Genomic DNA, 17,156 nt, shown 5'->3' with positions numbered 1-17,156 from the left:
CACTACCCTTGTTGTTTCACTACCCAAAGGGTAAAGAACTTGGCTTAGTACATTAGTTGTAGCAGTCTTTAAATCTCTTCTATTTTATTTACTTTAAAGGCGGTTACCAATCGCAAATTACAACTTTGAACCAATGTATTTGAGTGCTTTTTTTTGAGAACCTTAGCAACTGATTTTCTATTAGGCTACTGCAGGTTAAACCAACCTTACTTTACCCGTTAGCAACTGTTGCATTAAACCTTTTTTCTGTTTTTGTAAATCAGTTAATTTTTGTTTTTCTATTTGGATTTCTTTTTCTGCTGTTTTTAAAATTATTGCAATAGCGGTTTGCTCTTCGAAAGAGGGGATTTTAAAACTCCATTCATGTAAAATTTCTTTATCAAAATTTCTACGAACTATTGATGCACCCATAACAGAACAGCCAACCATTGCATCTAACATCGCTTTGCTTTTAACAAAAAATCTAAAATAGGCACTATTATATGCTTTTTTCAATCGATATACCTTATATGCTGGAGATACTATTCCTATTTCAAAATTATTTAAAACATCATAAGATCCCATCCAAAAATTCAAACCACTCATTACAAAATCATTTTGCTTTACAACTAAATATTTTGAAGTGTCGCTACTTGCTATTTCTTTATTGAAATATTCAGATTGCGAAACAATACCATTTTTTGTTACTGATAATACTTCATATTTACTATCATTTGCTTTAATCTTATTTTCAGTGTAGAAATCTTCAAATTTTGTAAAACCCCATTCATCCGTAAATCCTGCCAATCGTTTTTTTCCTGTAAGCAATTGTTGCATTAGAGCTTTTAGACGCTTTTCTTTGGCTTTTATAAGTTGTGATTGACTTTTTATTCCATAATCCCAAGTAGAAAGGCACTCGGCTATTGCTTTTTGTTCTGGAAGCGGGGGAAGTGGAATTTTTAGGTTTTTTAATTGCGAACTATAAATATGAACAACTGAATGACCTTGACCATATTTATACTTTTGACGATTTACAACTGTCGAATTAAGTATATATGAAAGTGCTAATGGTTCTTGATTACCTCTAAAAACAATAATATCACCTCCAGCATAGCCAGGTTCTTTTTCTAAATAAACAGCACATTTGCCTATTTCTTTAAGAGTTTCACCAGAACCTGAAAAACAAATATCTCCATATTCTATTTCTTGACTTATTTTAGCAACTTCTTTGGGTATAAAAGATTTAACATTGTTAATAATTACATCGTACTTGGTGTATAAATCACCATAAGTTAAACAATTAAAACCATTATCTGTAATCTGAACTTTAGGAACACCTTTGCCTTTAAAAAAAACTCCTAAAGCATCTAACTTTTTCACTTCCCACTCCTTAGGAATCCGTCCCAATTCTGTTTCTTTATATTCTTGTTTCATAATTTTTTTAGTTTAACTATTGGTTGGTTGTCAAATAACCATCAAATAAGAATCCACCAGATCCAGCGCTACAATCAAATAAGCATCAAATAAAAAAGCACTAAAAATCAGCAGTTTGTGTTTTATTTTTGCTTTATTATCAAACAACCATCAAATAAGAATCTTGATAACCTAGCACTACAATCAAATAAGACTCATGAGAAACTTATGCCCAAAAAGGGATGTACTTGGCGTATTTACGTGAGTTGCTTTCAGGATCTTCTAATTTGATTACTTCATCGGCCAACGCATCTTTGATAATACGAGAAGCAATGGCTGCGTTGTGGTCTTCAATTTTAAATCGATCTCGCAATGATTGATTGGTCATTTTATCATTTGACACATATTTCAAACACGCATGTTGATAGCATGCTCTTATTTTTTCTTTTTTATCTAATTCATTTAACGTTTTGTATGAGTAAATTGTTACTCTGGTTTTGTCTTCGACCACTAATACATTGATAGGCGGCAGTTGATACAATTCGTTATAAAAAAACACCTTATCCATACCAGAACCTTTTTCTTCACAAAACCCCATTCTACGCATCAAATCGGCTAATTTATCATTACGAGAATTATAGGAATCAATAAAACGATCTGGGTTTACTATTGGAACACCTGGATTAGTAAACTCAATACGGTCTTTGAATATTTCAATCATAGGAAAGCCTTTACTACTTAAATCTTGGTGTATGAGTAGGTTACCTACTAACTCTCGAATAGCAATTTCTGGATACATTCTTGATTCTGTTCTAAGTGCTTTACCAATTTCTTCGTTGGCGGGTAATTGTCCATTTATCCAATTGACCATGCCTTCAAAACCAATTGCGTAGCCTTTACTGCCAATTTGCTCTCGTTCTGTTTCCACTTTATTAGCACCTTTGTACACAATAACTCTAACTGATTTGCGATCGACAGTTTCAAAATCTTTTAATTCTTTGGCAAGTAGTAAAGCACCTAAATTTGTGACGGCATATTTTGAATGGATTTTTACAACGACATCATCTTCTATCAACTTTTGGATTACTCCTTTTTGATCTGACGGATAGGGAATCTTCATTAAGTCAAAATAAGTTTCGGTACTAAGTAATCTTATAACATCGGATGCAGATAAATTGTCTTTTGCCAATTCAAGCTCATAAGGTTTTCCTGTATTACGCCATATTTTGGCCTGTTTTTCAGGAAAATCATTCAGTTTCTTTGTATAAGACCCCAAACGGATGTAAGCTTGATGCAAAAACTCAACAGGTTGTGTTTTTGCTGCGGGAATGATGAATAACGAAATGTGTTTTTGGTCATAATCAAATTCATAAATTTGAAAATCAATTCTAGGATTTAATCTATGAGCCAACCAAAGTTCCAACTCTTCACTTCCTTTTGCTTTGTGGGATTTTGCTTTAAATGTAGTTCCTACAACATTTTGCGTACCGTCTTCTATACCAAAAACTAAATAACCATAGTCTTTGTTTAGAATGCAAGCACTATTAGAAAGCGCAGCTATTCGCTGACCAATTTCTTCAGCAGAATGGAAATTATGTTTAAACTCTAGCCATTCGCTTTCTTGTGGTTGTAAAACCAGTTCATCTACTAGCTTTTTTAAATCCAGCAAGTCCATATTTTAAAATTTATTTAAAGAAAGTAAGATATTTTTCCATTTCAGTTTTTACAGCTGCAAGTTCTTTTTCTAAGGCTGTAATACGTGTTTGAGTAGCTGCTAAATCAATTTCAGGCTCCTCTTCATAGGTATCCACATAACGAGGGATGTTAAGATTAAAATCATTTTCGGTAATTTCGGCTAAGTCTGCTATATAGGCAAATTTATCTTCAATTATTCCTTTGTCCATTATTTGGTCGTGGAACTGTGTGTAAACATCTGTAATGTGTTTAATATGGTCTTCACCTAAAACATTTTGGTTTTTGCCCGAGTTAAAACCTTTACTGGCATCAATAAACAAGAATTTTTCTTTATTTAGTTTCTGTTTATTAAAAATGATGATCGCTGCAGGAATACCAGTACCAAAGAACAAGTTAGACGGCAAGCCAATTACGGCTTCTATTAAATCTTCTGTTAAAACCTCTTTACGTATTTTGCCTTCAGAAGCTCCTCTAAACAATACTCCGTGTGGCACTACAACGCCCGCTTTACCTGCAGTGTTTAATGATTCGATCATGTGTGTGATAAAAGCCCAATCACCTTTGGATTTTGGAGGTAAACCTCTATGAAAACGATTGTAAACATCTGTTGCGGGATCAAATAGACTGGTATGAGTTGTTTCTTTGTTTTTGTCTTTTTCATCTACAATTCCCCATTTATCTAAAGAAAAAGGAGGGTTTGCGACCACGGTGTCAAACAACATTAATTTACCATTTTCTAAATGTTTAGGGTTCCTAATAGTGTCGCCCCAGCGGATAATTGCACTATCATAACCATGTAAGTACATGTTCATAACGGCTAAAGCCCAAGTGCTACCATTGGCTTCTTGACCATACAATGAAAAGTTATTATCACCAACCTCACGCCCAGCTTTGATTAAAAGCGATCCAGACCCACATGTTGGATCATATATACGAGAACCTGGTCTTGATTTGGTTAATTTGGCCAATAAAGTAGAGACCTCAGCAGGAGTAAAAAATTCACCCGCTTTTTTACCAGAATCAGATGCGAAGTTAGAGATCAAGAATTCATAAGCTCCACCAATCACATCGTTATTCTCCAGATTAGATGACGAAAGATTTAAAGATTTAAAATCATTTAACAAAGTACGCAATCTTGCTATCTTTCCTTTGGAATCACCTAAATTAGAACTATTAAAATCGATATTTCTAAATATATTTGAACCATCGTGCCCGCCTAGTTTTTCTCTGTTGGCTTCTTCTAATTCTGCCAAAGCATGGTTAATCATTTCGCCAATCTTAGGATTACTTCGGTTTTCGTATAAGTAATCAAAACTCGATTCGTCTGGAACAACAAATCGCTCACGCTCTAACGCTCTTTTAACACGCTCTTCGTTTCCATCGTATTTTGCATTATATTCTTCTTTTTTCTCATTGTACACATCTGTTACATATTTTAAGAACAACATGGTAAGAATGTAGTCTTTGTATTGCGATGGATCTATGGCTCCACGGAACGTGTCACAAGCTTTCCATACAGTATTGTTGATGTGTTTTTGACTAACTTTAGTACTCATTCTTTATTTTTTTATACGTTATTGCGTTGATGTAATTTTCTTCTAGAGTGATTAATTCTTTTTGAAGTTTAGTTTGTTTCTTTTTGAGGAGATCTAATCCTACAATTTGTTTTTGCGTTTCAAAAGTAGGTATAATAATTTCCAAGTTACCTAATTCTTGTTTCGTAATCGAGGGCATTACTTGGGTATTTGTTTTTGAATCGAACACCTTTAATGTTTCAGGATGGTTTAGATACCAAACTAGGAATTCAGGCAAAATAGTCTTACTATCTATGGTTAAAACAAGAAAAGTTGCGCTTGCAATTGTAGCATCGTATTTTTCATCTATTAAGATAGCAAAGAAACGCCTTCCTTTTGCATTGAAAACAATTTCTCCCTGTTTTAAGAAATTCTTTTCTATTGATGGTTTATAAAGAACATTGGCTTCAAGATCGTATAATAGATTACCATCGTCGTCAAAATCAGAAGTACCAATCATTTTCACAAAAGCATCAGTAAGTAGTGATTCGTCATTATTGGCAGTTTTAGAAACCACCATTCCTGAACGTATACTAACAATATCGATAAGTTTATAACTTTTTGTCATTGTTTATTCATTGTTAAAAAAAGCTCTTTGCTCATAACAAAGAGCTTTCATAATTATTTAATATAATGAGGGTGTTCAGGGCCTAGCCAAACTTTATACTTCAAATATAGTTCATAATAGTCTATCCACTCTGAGATCCAAGGTAAAACATCTACCAAATCGATATAGGGTCTTCCTTTCAAATCTAAAATTGGATGGTACAAACATAAAGATCCATCCCCATTAAAATGTATGTCAAAGCTTTTTATTAGATGGGGTGTTTCTACCCAAATTCGCTCCATTCTTCCAGGATTAAATGGTGAACATTCCAACGAAAAGTGATATTTCCTGTCTTCTCTTTCCAAAGTTCCTTTCCCAACAAGTGATTTTCCTTTTATTGTGAAAGCGAGCCATGTGAATTGTCTTTCACATTCGATTAAGGTTTTGTATAAAAAACCATCCCAATACTTTTGGGCGCGCTCTTTAGGGCTGAGCAAAAAATCCATGGCTACCATTTCGAACTCCTGTTGTTGTATTGATATTCCCTCTATTATCTGTAAAAGCATTCCCAGCAAGTAAGGTAGCGAATTGATTATTCCCTTTTAATCTTTCCTCTAGTTTAACCAAAGTTTGAATGTTTTGTTTATAAAAACCATTGCCAAACAACTCTTTGTATGTAACTTCATTTGTTCTTGTATTTAAAAAAGCATTCAGTTTTTTGGCAAAATCATCGACAAAAGCAACAAAACTATTAAAGTGTTTGTCCTCCCAAGAATCGGTAAAATTTTCTCTTTTCTCCTTGTCTTCATGATTATCTACCGGATTGTAAACGGCAAATTTTTCTTTTCTCAATTTATATCCTTCTGCAAGTTTGCGTAATTTTTGAGTGGCATTTACTAATGCTTCCTTAATCGACAGATTTCCTTCATGACATTGTGCAATTAAAGTGGTTAACACAATACTAGACACAGCAGGCATTTTTGAAGTATCTTTATCCTGATAGAACAAATCGCGGTATCGTTTTACTATTTGAACCGTACTTTGCAGAGGTGTTTTTTGATATACTTCTAACGGTAAATCTTCAGTTTCTACTTTAGCTTTTAGCATCAAATTGTATCTTTCATTGAGAATAAAACTTCCTTTATTTCTTTCCGCAATTTCTTTGAACCATGTGCCATAATCTTTAGGATTGGTGCGTGACCATGAATTTCTTCTTTCGTTTTCAGCAATCATTAATCGATTATTATTTATTGTAATTATACAACCAGGTAAGATATCCATGTGAAAGTCACTATTATAGTCAATACGAATACAGCGATTTTTTCTCTGCAATAATGGTCTGTAAGTATCATGATTGCTCAGTACACGATATAAGGCCTCATAAATTTCAGAAGGGGTATAGTTGCGATACGAATCCTTTATGTGTAAAACAATATCTAAATCAAACTCTTCGCCTGAAAGAGGCTTGATTGTGGTGTCTATTAATAAAGAACCTTGTGCATATACGGAAATGGTAATGTTCTTAAAAAATTCTTCATCTTTTGATAGAACATCATTTACAGCTCTATAAGCCGATTCCATTTGTTGTTTTCGTGTTGCATCAAGCTCTAAGTTTGATGCTATGATGGCCAAAAGCTCATCTTTTTCATATTCTTGTTCTGTATATTTTTTCATATTATTTCTCATTGATTAGGTATTTAGCGTGTTCTCCAATTTTAGCAATTTGCTCTTCATTTTCCATTACCAACAATCTTTCGATTTCGCTGATATCAACAATCATTAAGTCGTCACCCAACTGGCGAGGATTTTTCAGAAGTTTTTTAAGCTCTTCTTCTTGTTTGAGAGTTGGAATAAATTCGACAATGTCATAGATTAATACTTCGTAACAACTGTGAAAAGTACTGTAATTGAATACTTTCATTACTTTTTGCACTTCTCTAAAAGATTTAGAATAAAAGATACTTGCATCAAATTTTAGGTCATCAATAAGTTCTTCGTTAAACTCACGTTCATAAGTGGTTTCACGGTCTTTTCTTGATTCAAACCAATTAATGACATCTAAAGCATGTTTGCCTTTTACACGAAAACGAAGGTCATTTTCACTGATATTATCTGTTTTAATCCCTTTAGAAGAACAGTCCAATTTATAGCCCCATTTTTCAAACTCTGAAAAACCGTTGAGTTTTTTATAAACACCGCCAACAGGTTGAAGTTGGTCTTTAATACGATGTCCACGAACTAGTAAGAATTTTGAAGTTCCGGGGATTTTAATCCGGATTAGATAACTGATAGAAAACCGAACATCTTGATGCTTGATTTTTGTAAAATTGGATTGTAAGTAGGTATATAAATGATTTTTGTTGTCTAACAACGATTCTGTTGCTTTTTTTACAATAACTTTACCTGCAGTCATACCTATGACTGCTAAAATTGTTTCTGCCATTTGCTTTTATTTTTAAATTTAATATTTATAAAATCGCTTAATGGAGCATCCGAAATCAATGAAGTTTTGCAAAAACGGTTTTAAATCCTTATATTTGCATTAGTTAAAAACACATTGACTTTAATGCACTAATCATAAATGAGGAGACCAGTCTCTTAAATTGTACTGTTAAGCGCAGTAATGATTTTTGTTAGTCATCAATTAGATTTTACACAAACCAGAAACTATTGGCGTAGTCTCTGGTTTTTTTATTTCAAAGTAATCCGTGTACAAAGATAAGTTAATGTTTTAAATAAACAAGTAAAATATAAAATATTTTTCAAAGTACAAGGATTACAAAACTAACAAATGCACCTTAATCACTAACTATAAAACTAAAATTCAAACCAGTCATTATTATCTATTTACAACCTATCTTACATAATTACAGATGCTTACACCTTGTTAACGAATATATTTCTGTAGTTTTGTTATATGTACGAATAATTACTTTTTTTGTTTTATCTGAAATTTTAAATTATTATTTTTCTTTGGAGTTAATGAATACTCAACCTCATCGTTTGTCCTTTGCATTTGAATCGAAGGCAATAAGGTTAAACATTTGTCTTAACCTAGAGCGTACTCGATTGCCGTAGGCTTTTTCGATTTCGGAAGCAAAATAGTTAACCGCAATATTGTTTAGTAGTAGTTATTCGTATCGACTAATCAAAATTCTCCAAAACAATCATAATCATTTCTGAAGTTTTTGACTATATTTTTCAAAAATTAAGTTATCGAAAACAAAAAACCTCGAAAACAATAGCGTTTTCGAGGTTTTGATACCTTTTGAATTTTAAATCAGCAGAGAGGATGGGATTCGAACCCACGATGCAGTTACCCACATACAAACTTTCCAGGCTTGCTCCTTCAACCACTCGGACACCTCTCTATTTTGGTTTGCAAATAACTCAAAAAAAAATGAGTTAGAAAAGCAAAAACTAGATTAATTCATTTCCCCTCGCAAAGAAGTTTCAAATGCTAATTTAAAATCATTTTTTGGGGTATTTTTCCCCAACAAATACATTAATTTGGTAATTGCTGCTTCAGTCGTAATGTCTTTACCCGATATCACCCCCAGCTCTTTCAATTCTCTACTAGTTTCATAGTGCCCCATGTCAACACTACCACTAGAACATTGCGTTACATTTATCACATACAAACCTTTATGAATGGCTTGTTGTAGTGATTCGACAAAGCTATGAGAGGTAGGTGCATTTCCCGTCCCATACGTTTCCAAGACAATCCCTTTGAGAGTAGGAATTCCAAGTATTGCTTGTAAAACGGTGCCACATATACCAGGAAACAATTTCAAGATAAGCACCTGAGCATCTAATTGATAGTGTACTTTCAAATTCTGAATGTCAGTGTGGGGAAGTAATAAATGGGAATTCCACTTTAAATGCACCCCTGATTCTACTAAACAAGGATAATTAGGTGAATTAAACGCTTTAAAATGTTCCGCATTAACTTTGGTTGTGCGATTACCTCGGTACAATTTGTATTCAAAATACAGACCCACTTCTTGAAAAACGGCTTGTCCCTTATCATGATGAGAGGCAATTTGAATGGCGGTAATCAAATTTTCTTTGGCATCTGTACGCAAATCACCAATAGGCAATTGAGAACCCGTAAGTATGACTGGTTTGGCTAAATTTTCGAGCATAAAACTCAAAGCCGATGCGGTATAAGACATTGTATCCGTACCATGAAGCACTACAAACCCATCAAATTGACCATAATTACTAGCTATCATTTTAGCAATAGTTCCCCAAATTTCAGGATTCATATTGGAAGAGTCTATGGGTTTTTCAAAAGAAACCGACTCAATCTCACAATCCAATTGTTCCAGTTCTGGAATTTGTTGCCACAACCGACTAAAATCAAACGCTTTTAAGGCTCCTGTTTCCAAATCTTTACTCATACCGATGGTTCCACCTGTATAAATCAAAAGTATTTTAGCCTTGAACCGCATTTTTATATTTTAAACTATTCACAACAGGATTAGCATACATATTCAAAAAACCTTGCAAAGCAACAGGATTAGTAGCATCAATGCGTTTTTCCATTCTGCGTTCAAAAACACTCTTTTGATCTTCGGTGTAATATTCTGCAAATGTGTTGCTATTGTTGATGATATCGTAAGCAATATAGTTTGTAGGCCATAATTTATAATTCGGCAAGATTGAATCGTCAATCGCTTGAGCTATGGCTTGGATTTGTTTGTTCACATTATCATGCTCTGTTGCAATTTGGTCAATTGCGTTATCCAACACATCTCCTATATGAATATGAATGTGTTTTTTGGGTCCCAAAGCGCCACTCAGAATGGTCATAAAATCCTCATTCTCTTTTTTTACATACACCTCATTATTGGCTTCAGCTAATATTTGTGGCATTTTCAAAGCATCAGTTGGGTCGTATTCATACGATATAGAAACGGGCACTATCTTAATTTTCTTGAAATATTCCATCAAATTTTCTTCGTCTGATCCCATAGCAAGCATTTTCAAAATACCAGGATTGGTGGCGTCATTTCCGTCTTTGGTTCGTCCTTCTCGCTGTGCAATCCAAACGGAACGACTTTCATGCAATAACAAATGGCCTATGTATTCGGATAAAGTTTTGGAGCTTTGTAGCATTTCACGTGGACTCAACCCTCTTTGTACTAAAAAATTACGATTAAGCTTTGCCAAATCCATCAAAAAAGGCTGCTTAACTAGATTATCTCCAATAGCCGATGCAGTCATCACTAATCCATGCTCAAACAAGGAAGCATTCAACAAAGTAGTGTCTAATAAAATATCTCTATGATTAGAAATAAAGAGATAAGCTTCACCTTTCTCTAATTTTTCAAAACCAGTAGTCGAAAGCCCTTCAGAGCTTTTTTCTAATACTTTTTGAACCGATTGATAAATAAAATTGCACTGAAAATCGCGAATAGAATGCGTCTTTGATAGCTGTTCTCTCCACACTTCATCAGCAACATCAGGAAAAGAGAAATTCATTAACGATTTCATCATCGGGTGATGTAGTAATTTTATAAATACTTCATTCACCTCGGAGTCATAAAAAGGACGAATAGCGTCAAATTTTTGCATTATAGTTTTTTTAGTCAAAAGCAAAAGAACAAAAAAAAAGTCAAACAAAGATAATTTCAACTTTAAATCCCAAAAATTGATTTTGAATTTTCGGTTGTTTTATCAGCTATTTCATCGATAGAAACACCATATATTTCGGCTAATTTTGCCGCTATTTTAAGAACATAACTACTTTCATTTCGTTTTCCGCGATACGGTACAGGAGCAAGATAAGGTGAATCTGTCTCCAATACAATATACTGCAAATCAATCTCATGCAAAAACTGATCGATCTTACCATTCTTAAAGGTAACCACACCGCCTATTCCTAATTTCATATTATAGGATATTGCCTGTAAAGCTTGTTCATGCGTTCCCGTAAAACAATGAAAAATCCCAAATAAATCATCCGATTTTTCTTCTTCCAGAATTTCGAAAATTTCATCAAAAGCATCCCGACAATGGATCACAATGGGCAGTTGGTATTCCTTGGCTAATTGAATTTGAATTCTAAAGGCGTCTTGTTGTTCTTTCAAATGCGTTTTATCCCAAAACAAATCAATCCCAATTTCACCAATGGCATAAAATTTTCTTTTAGCCAATTCTTCTCTTACATGTTGCAATTCCGCTTGGTAATTATCTTTAACATGGGTAGGATGCAAGCCCATCATCAAAAAGATATTTTCTGGATAGGCTTTTTCTAAATCATACATTGACGCAGTAAAACTAGAATCAATGGCAGGAATAAAAAAACGAGAAACGCCCGAATCAATGGCCCTTTGAATCATTTCGTTTCTATCTTCATTGAACTCTTCTGAATACAAATGCGTATGGGTATCGGTAAAGATTGTTTTTGTTTCCAAGGTGTTTATTTAGACTGCAAAATTACAAGAATTATAATAGCCACAAAAATTGAAATTATAAGTGGTGATTATCTTTCCATTTAAAAAGTCACTAATTCACGAATTTTTGATTTAATTCGTGAATTCGTGGCCAAACATACATTCACCTGTTTTTACTAGAAACGAAAAAAAAATCGCAAAGCCTTAAGAAAAGTCTTTGCGATGTATTAATTAAACTTTTTGCTTAATCCAGTTTACCCAACAATTCTTCTACCTTATCATACCCCTCATAATCCATTGGAATGGTTTTCAATATGGCTTCACAAGCATCATAGTCTTTTTGTTTTAATTTCAACAAGGCTAGATTCCAAGTGGATTTGTTTTTATAAATCGAAGTTCCTGATTGTATCCCTTTAAAAACGACTTCAGCTTCTTTCAAACGATTCATTTCCATCAACGAAATACCATAGTACAATTCGATTTCAGGTGTTGCGTTTTCCTTAACAATCATTTCAAATTGTGGCAAGGCTACTGCATAATCTTTATCATTAAAAGCGTCTTGTGCCATTTTCAAATTCACACTCAACTCCTCGCTTCTCTCAGTAAAATAAGCGTTTTCATATTGGTTGTAATCTTCAAAAACCGGTTTTGATTGTTGCAGAAAAAACCAAGCTCCTAGCAAAATCGTCACAGAAGCCGCAACCGAATAATACCAAGGCTTTAAGGTTCTAATTTTGGATTTTTTCTTTTTGATGGTCTTTTTGGCCAATTGTGTCAAATTTTCCTGAAAAGCTTTTCGCTCAGCTGCAATGCCAAATTTTTGTTCCAATTGAAAATTAACTTCTTTAAAATTCTCAAAAGCCATTGCCAATTCAGCATCGGTTTGCAATTCTTTTTCAAAAGCTTTTTTATCAACATCCGAAAGCTCTCCTTGCAAATATTGATCAAATATGATATAGCGTTCCTCGTTCATGGCGTACTTATTTTAATTTTTGATACTGACTTGATTCTTGAATCCATTGCGTTAATTGTCCCGTACACAACGATTTTTTCTTTCGAACATAACCATAGGTCACCCCTAACTTTTCGGCAACCTCTTCCATCGATTTTAAAGTAAAACTCCACTTGAGTACTTCTTGGCATTTTTCGCCTAGTTTTTGAAACATAGCATCAAAGAGTTGTTGTTTTTCCTCAAAAGATTCGGTTTGCGCAACCATTTCATCAGCGGATTCATTTATAGATGCAAAACCATCCGCAATTGTTACCCCTCTATTCGCTGTTTTTTTCAACTCATTCAACCATTTTCTTTTGCATAACAAAAAAAAGTAGGCATCAAACGGACAAGTCAGCACTAATTTATTAGCCTTGGCCTGATCAAACAACACCACCAACACTTCTTGTACCACGTCTTGTGCTTGGTCTTCGTTTCCAGAATTATTTCGGATGTAATGAATCACCTTGGGAACAAATTTTTTATAGATAGATTGAATTACCCCCGAATTATTCGAAGCCAATCCTTCAATATACATCTGGTCCGGATGTGGTACTAATGTGTTCATAGCAACTATTTTAACTGCTAATGTAAAAAAAGAATCTCAAATATTTTTGAAATAAAGGGGTAACAATATAAATCCCTCCTGTATATATCCCTATAAACGCTATTTAAATTTTTGAAAGATGAAAAGATATTACAAAAGAATCAAACGCTTTTTTAGCTACACCCTTTGGAAAATCATCACCCGATAACACATCATGAAAAAAGTTTTCAAAAAAAATAAAAATAAGGGGTAACAATTTCACAACCCAACGGATATAACAAAAAACAATAACACTAAAAATTAGAAATCATGAAAAAGTCAATTTTAACATTAGCCATTGTTGCTTTATTCTTTTCAAATCATACAACACAAGCAACCTCATTTTCAAATGAATTTGAAACTACCCCAATTGTTTCAAGAGATGCAATCATTGAAACCTTTGAATGGACTGTCAAAACCACACAGCAAAATTATTCAGGAACAGCCCATTCACTGGCCGATGCCCACAAAATGATTGCCCTAGTAACCCACAACGAAGTAATCCTTGAAAAAAAGATTGAAAGTTACTACCAAATTAAAAATCAAGAAAAAGGAGCTAATGGGAAATTGTATTTCTGGGAAGCTCAAACAAGTTCAGGACACGCTAAAGGTTTTTCAAACTCTGAACAGCAAGCCAAAAAAATGATTGAATTGATTGGTAAAGGCGATGTTCTTAATTACAAAATCATACAAAGCATAAATTATTAAAAAAAATCAAAAAAAAGGGGTAACAATTTTCCCTCCTAAGGGATATAAACAAAAGAAGATACAAATCATTTTAAAAAATTAGAAATCATGAAAACAACGATTCACGCAAACCAAAAAACCAATTTTAAATTTGTAAGCAAATCAAATCTTAAAAACATCGCACTTTTATTCTTAACCGCAGGAGCCTTTATCAGTTGTGATAACAACGACCACCCTATAACACCAGCCTCTGCTGCCGAATTTTCAGCCGTACGTGAAGCTGCACTTGAAGGGCAAACCCAAAAATTTACCGCTACAGCAGGAGCAGGAGTTATCACGCTCACTTCAGCAAATGGTGTTGTCATCACCCTTAACGGCAACTGTTTGACTAAAAACGGAAGTCCAGTAACTGGTGCCATTGACATAGAATATGTGGAACTTTTCGACAAAGGTACCATGCTTGTAACCAATAAACCTACTATGGGAATCATGCCAAATGGTGATCGTGCCTTACTAATCTCTGGTGGAGAATTTTATATCAATGCTACCCAAGGTGGTGTGGATCTTGTCCCTACTTGCAACATTAATTTAAAAGTACCTGCCGCCTTAACCAATGGTGTTGACAATGCCATGACTTTATGGACTGGAATCATTGATAACGAAGGCAACTTAGCTTGGGCTGATGCTCGTGATGCTGCAGGAACTAATGGAAAAGGAGGCGTTGAAGCAGGACAAAACAGCTACTATGTGTCTTTTGGAAACTTTGGCTGGACCAATGTGGACAAATTTTATAGTGACCCTAGACCTAAAACAACGATCTTAGTTGGAGCTCCTACGGGTTATGACAATACAAATAGTGCCATTTATTTATCATATGATGGTGAAGGAACCAATGCTTTAGCCAAACTTGACACTTTCACCAATGCAGGTTTGTTTAGTGAGCATTATGGACAAATTCCAGTAGGACTAGCCTGTCACATCATCTTTGTCACTGAAGAAAATGGACAATGGAGATACGCTATCAAAGGGGTAACCATACAAGCTAATGATGTTTTCCAGTTCACAATCGGAGAAACTACAGTAGGAACCGAAGCACAATTAGTAGCGGCCATCAACGCTATTCAATAATACCTAAAATAGATTTTTAAATTAAAGCGGTGAAGCAATCACCGCTTTTTGCTATTTTTATAAAACCTAACCCAAACCTATTGATTATGAAAATATTGTTTCGACTCATTTTCCTATTCTCTATATTATCCTTTTCACAAACCAAAGTAAAGGATACTATCACCCGTAGAGCCATCATAGGCTATATCCAAACAGGGAACCAAGTCAATTTCAAGCCAGAACTGCCCCCATTAATTCCGATTGCTGGTGCTCCCAAACCTAGTTTTTCCTATTTATGGGAAATGGGCGATGGTTCTTACAGCAAAGAGGCAGAACCCAAACATGTTTATAAAAACAAAGGTACCTACAACGCTCGCCTGGCAGTTACTAACAATTACGACAACGGAAAACCTCCCACAACACGCCCTAAAAAAGTGGTTGTAAATGACCTTACCACTCCTGCCAATACTACCATCGCCACCTTAACCGACCCGAGTGGTTTTACACTTCAAAAAAACTGCGACCCCATCCCCGAGCAAGAAATGGTGGTTATTCTCAGCTATCAAAACACCGAAAATTATGTCTCTAATGGCAAATTGTACCTTTTTTATAATGAAACTCAATTCAAACATCGCAACTTTGAACTCGTAGATTTCCGTTCCCATTCAGGGGAAAGAGAGGTAAAAGAAAACACCTTTGCAGTTGCCCAAGAGCTTAACGACAACAATCGTTTTTTGGTTTCCAATGATGCCAAACCCATTCTAAAACAACGGAACACTAGCGATGAAACCGATTTAGAAACCACACTCGCCATTGCTAAAAAAGACTACCACCAAGTAAGTATTTTAGAAATGGACGATATGAATCCTAATGAAGCTCGAAATGTATTTTATACTTTCAAAACCACCCCTGAAATGCTCAAGGACACTAGCGCTACCGTAACCATGCGGGGGGTATTTGTTCCCAATAGAAACTACAAAAACCATAAAGTAAAAACCCTTGAAATGGAAATTGTCACCTCGCATGACCCAAACAAAATGGGCTCCAATGGAAGTTTTATGAATTACCGTTTGGTTCGTTTTAAAAGAGTGGCATTCAAAACCCGTTTTCAAAACAATGGCGAAGGGCCAGCACGTATGATTCGACTGGAAACCGACATTCCTGATATGTTTGACAAAAAAACGTTTCAAATTGAGGATATGTATCCTAAATGCCCTATTTGCCCTAAAAACGAAGTTCCCACAACCAGTTGCTTGGACACGATCATCAAACAAAAACAAATCTTCTTCACTTTCAAAAACATTTATCTCCCGGGTAGCAATCAAAAAAATGTACATGAAAAAGACAGTACCAAAGGATTTGTAAAATATTCGATGAAATTCAACAAAGACTTTCACAAAATAAATACCCGAAGCAGAACGGCTATCTTTTTTGATAAAAACGAACCCATTCTGACCAATTATGCCACCACACGTTTCCTTCCTGGAATTTCCATAGGAGCAAAAGCTGGTTACAATTACTATCCTAGCCTGAACAATTCTACCAGTTATTTTGCAGGAGCAACCCTATCGCCTTTCAAATCCTATCGATTCTATTGGCAAGCAGAATTAATCAATAGCCTCCACAAATACCAATCGGCGAAATCCACATCCGAAGAGTTCATTCAGAATTCTAATGGTGTTCGCCAACTACAACGTACAACAACCACCACAGAAAACACCAGTTTCAACAACGAAATTCCGTTACTGATTCGGTACAACATTAATAATTTTATTGGTGTAGGAGCGGGAATTCAAGCCAATATCGATGCCTCCGAAAAACAAAGCCAAACAACGCTAACTGAATTACTTGACCCTGATAAACCTACTGTCCCCGTTGCTTCCAAGGAAGAAACCTCAGCAACCACAAAAAGTTTTACTAATTTTAAGTCAGGGCTTCTCTTCGACCTTACCTTTGGTGTCGCCCGTATAGGTCCCAGTTTAGGAGCGCGATATGTGATGAATTTCAAAGAAAACTTCAATTATTTCCAGTTTTACGGAATATGGAAGTTTTAATTTTATAACTCTTTTTTAAACCTAAAAAACCACAAAAGTCATAAAGAAATAAGTCACGAATATTATCAAGGCATTAACCAATAAAAATCTTTATAACAATAAAAAACAACTAAAATGAAAAT

15 protein-coding genes and 1 tRNA gene are annotated in these 17,156 nt (G+C 34.6%); 3 read left to right on the top strand and 13 right to left on the bottom strand.

The annotated features are described in order from the left end of the window. Positions 1 to 195 precede the first annotated feature (195 nt). From K5R64_RS10720 to K5R64_RS10660, 13 genes are all read right to left on the bottom strand, one after another. Positions 196 to 1,413 carry a restriction endonuclease subunit S gene (locus K5R64_RS10720; RefSeq protein ID WP_220763373.1) on the bottom strand — a complete coding sequence of 406 codons (1,218 nt, stop codon included), beginning with the start codon at positions 1,411 to 1,413 and terminating at the stop codon, positions 196 to 198. A gap of 205 nt (positions 1,414 to 1,618) precedes the next feature. Then, the gene (locus K5R64_RS10715; RefSeq protein WP_220763371.1) at positions 1,619 to 3,067 is read right to left on the bottom strand and encodes an RNA-binding domain-containing protein; all 1,449 of its coding nucleotides are present in this window, start codon (positions 3,065 to 3,067) and stop codon (positions 1,619 to 1,621) included. Positions 3,068 to 3,077: 10 nt separating this feature from the next. After that, positions 3,078 to 4,643 (bottom strand): type I restriction-modification system subunit M, encoded by a 1,566-nt coding sequence (locus K5R64_RS10710; RefSeq protein WP_220763369.1) that lies wholly within the window; start codon positions 4,641 to 4,643, stop codon positions 3,078 to 3,080. Then, the gene (locus tag K5R64_RS10705) at positions 4,633 to 5,229 is read right to left on the bottom strand and encodes a restriction endonuclease subunit S (protein ID WP_220763367.1); all 597 of its coding nucleotides are present in this window, start codon (positions 5,227 to 5,229) and stop codon (positions 4,633 to 4,635) included. Before K5R64_RS10705 ends, K5R64_RS10710 begins: the two co-directional genes overlap by 11 nt. Before the next feature lie 53 nt (positions 5,230 to 5,282). Further along, entirely contained in the window at positions 5,283 to 5,714 is a 432-nt protein-coding gene (locus tag K5R64_RS10700) for a hypothetical protein (protein ID WP_220763365.1), read from the bottom strand. Further along, positions 5,692 to 6,882, bottom strand: coding sequence for a nucleotidyltransferase (locus tag K5R64_RS10695; RefSeq protein WP_220763363.1), 1,191 nt, complete (start codon positions 6,880 to 6,882; stop codon positions 5,692 to 5,694). The genes K5R64_RS10700 and K5R64_RS10695 overlap by 23 nt, the downstream gene beginning before the upstream one ends. Position 6,883: 1 nt before the next feature. Next, entirely contained in the window at positions 6,884 to 7,651 is a 768-nt protein-coding gene (locus K5R64_RS10690; protein WP_220763361.1) for a hypothetical protein, read from the bottom strand. Between the two features lie 841 nt (positions 7,652 to 8,492). Further along, positions 8,493 to 8,579, bottom strand: a tRNA-Ser gene (locus tag K5R64_RS10685). A 54-nt stretch (positions 8,580 to 8,633) separates the two neighbouring features. Continuing rightward, positions 8,634 to 9,662, bottom strand: a complete 1,029-nt coding sequence (locus K5R64_RS10680; RefSeq protein ID WP_220763359.1) for an asparaginase — start codon at positions 9,660 to 9,662, stop codon at positions 8,634 to 8,636. Further along, on the bottom strand, positions 9,646 to 10,788 hold the full coding sequence (locus K5R64_RS10675; protein ID WP_220763357.1) for a 1-acyl-sn-glycerol-3-phosphate acyltransferase: 1,143 nt from the start codon (positions 10,786 to 10,788) through the stop codon (positions 9,646 to 9,648). The genes K5R64_RS10680 and K5R64_RS10675 overlap by 17 nt, the downstream gene beginning before the upstream one ends. Positions 10,789 to 10,850: 62 nt before the next feature. Further along, the gene (locus K5R64_RS10670) at positions 10,851 to 11,630 is read right to left on the bottom strand and encodes a TatD family hydrolase (protein ID WP_255580347.1); all 780 of its coding nucleotides are present in this window, start codon (positions 11,628 to 11,630) and stop codon (positions 10,851 to 10,853) included. Between the two features lie 223 nt (positions 11,631 to 11,853). After that, positions 11,854 to 12,582: a tetratricopeptide repeat protein gene (locus K5R64_RS10665; protein ID WP_220763355.1), complete on the bottom strand. Its 729-nt coding sequence runs from the start codon at positions 12,580 to 12,582 to the stop codon at positions 11,854 to 11,856. 7 nt (positions 12,583 to 12,589) lie between these two features. Then, a complete protein-coding gene (locus tag K5R64_RS10660) occupies positions 12,590 to 13,168 on the bottom strand; it encodes an RNA polymerase sigma factor (protein ID WP_220763353.1) in 579 nt (192 codons plus the stop codon). A gap of 288 nt (positions 13,169 to 13,456) precedes the next feature. Between K5R64_RS10660 and K5R64_RS10655 the strand changes: the two genes are divergently transcribed. From K5R64_RS10655 to K5R64_RS10645, 3 genes are all read left to right on the top strand, one after another. After that, the gene (locus K5R64_RS10655) at positions 13,457 to 13,894 is read left to right on the top strand and encodes a hypothetical protein (RefSeq protein ID WP_220763351.1); all 438 of its coding nucleotides are present in this window, start codon (positions 13,457 to 13,459) and stop codon (positions 13,892 to 13,894) included. Positions 13,895 to 13,981: 87 nt separating this feature from the next. Beyond that, a complete protein-coding gene (locus tag K5R64_RS10650; protein ID WP_220763349.1) occupies positions 13,982 to 15,001 on the top strand; it encodes a hypothetical protein in 1,020 nt (339 codons plus the stop codon). Between the two features lie 86 nt (positions 15,002 to 15,087). Beyond that, positions 15,088 to 17,034, top strand: coding sequence for a PKD domain-containing protein (locus K5R64_RS10645; RefSeq protein WP_220763347.1), 1,947 nt, complete (start codon positions 15,088 to 15,090; stop codon positions 17,032 to 17,034). Positions 17,035 to 17,156: the final 122 nt, after the last annotated feature.

Origin of the sequence: Flavobacterium sp. UMI-01, assembly GCF_019656315.1 — a bacterium.
GTDB lineage: Bacteria > Bacteroidota > Bacteroidia > Flavobacteriales > Flavobacteriaceae > Flavobacterium.
Note: the sequence above shows the minus strand (reverse complement) of the source record. Positions and strands in the feature narration are given on the sequence as shown.

What these genes read in the sequence shown, in the direction of transcription:
- K5R64_RS10720 (WP_220763373.1), bottom strand. Translation starts at nt 1,413, where the DNA reads ATGAAACAAGAATATAAAGAAACAGAATTGGGACGGATTCCTAAGGAG.
- K5R64_RS10675 (WP_220763357.1), bottom strand. Translation starts at nt 10,788, where the DNA reads ATGCAAAAATTTGACGCTATTCGTCCTTTTTATGACTCCGAGGTGAAT.
- K5R64_RS10690 (WP_220763361.1), bottom strand. Translation starts at nt 7,651, where the DNA reads ATGGCAGAAACAATTTTAGCAGTCATAGGTATGACTGCAGGTAAAGTT.
- K5R64_RS10660 (WP_220763353.1), bottom strand. Translation starts at nt 13,168, where the DNA reads ATGAACACATTAGTACCACATCCGGACCAGATGTATATTGAAGGATTG.
- K5R64_RS10695 (WP_220763363.1), bottom strand. Translation starts at nt 6,882, where the DNA reads ATGAAAAAATATACAGAACAAGAATATGAAAAAGATGAGCTTTTGGCC.
- K5R64_RS10655 (WP_220763351.1), top strand. Translation starts at nt 13,457, where the DNA reads ATGAAAAAGTCAATTTTAACATTAGCCATTGTTGCTTTATTCTTTTCA.
- K5R64_RS10700 (WP_220763365.1), bottom strand. Translation starts at nt 5,714, where the DNA reads ATGGATTTTTTGCTCAGCCCTAAAGAGCGCGCCCAAAAGTATTGGGAT.
- K5R64_RS10680 (WP_220763359.1), bottom strand. Translation starts at nt 9,662, where the DNA reads ATGCGGTTCAAGGCTAAAATACTTTTGATTTATACAGGTGGAACCATC.
- K5R64_RS10650 (WP_220763349.1), top strand. Translation starts at nt 13,982, where the DNA reads ATGAAAACAACGATTCACGCAAACCAAAAAACCAATTTTAAATTTGTA.
- K5R64_RS10710 (WP_220763369.1), bottom strand. Translation starts at nt 4,643, where the DNA reads ATGAGTACTAAAGTTAGTCAAAAACACATCAACAATACTGTATGGAAA.
- K5R64_RS10715 (WP_220763371.1), bottom strand. Translation starts at nt 3,067, where the DNA reads ATGGACTTGCTGGATTTAAAAAAGCTAGTAGATGAACTGGTTTTACAA.
- K5R64_RS10705 (WP_220763367.1), bottom strand. Translation starts at nt 5,229, where the DNA reads ATGACAAAAAGTTATAAACTTATCGATATTGTTAGTATACGTTCAGGA.
- K5R64_RS10665 (WP_220763355.1), bottom strand. Translation starts at nt 12,582, where the DNA reads ATGAACGAGGAACGCTATATCATATTTGATCAATATTTGCAAGGAGAG.
- K5R64_RS10645 (WP_220763347.1), top strand. Translation starts at nt 15,088, where the DNA reads ATGAAAATATTGTTTCGACTCATTTTCCTATTCTCTATATTATCCTTT.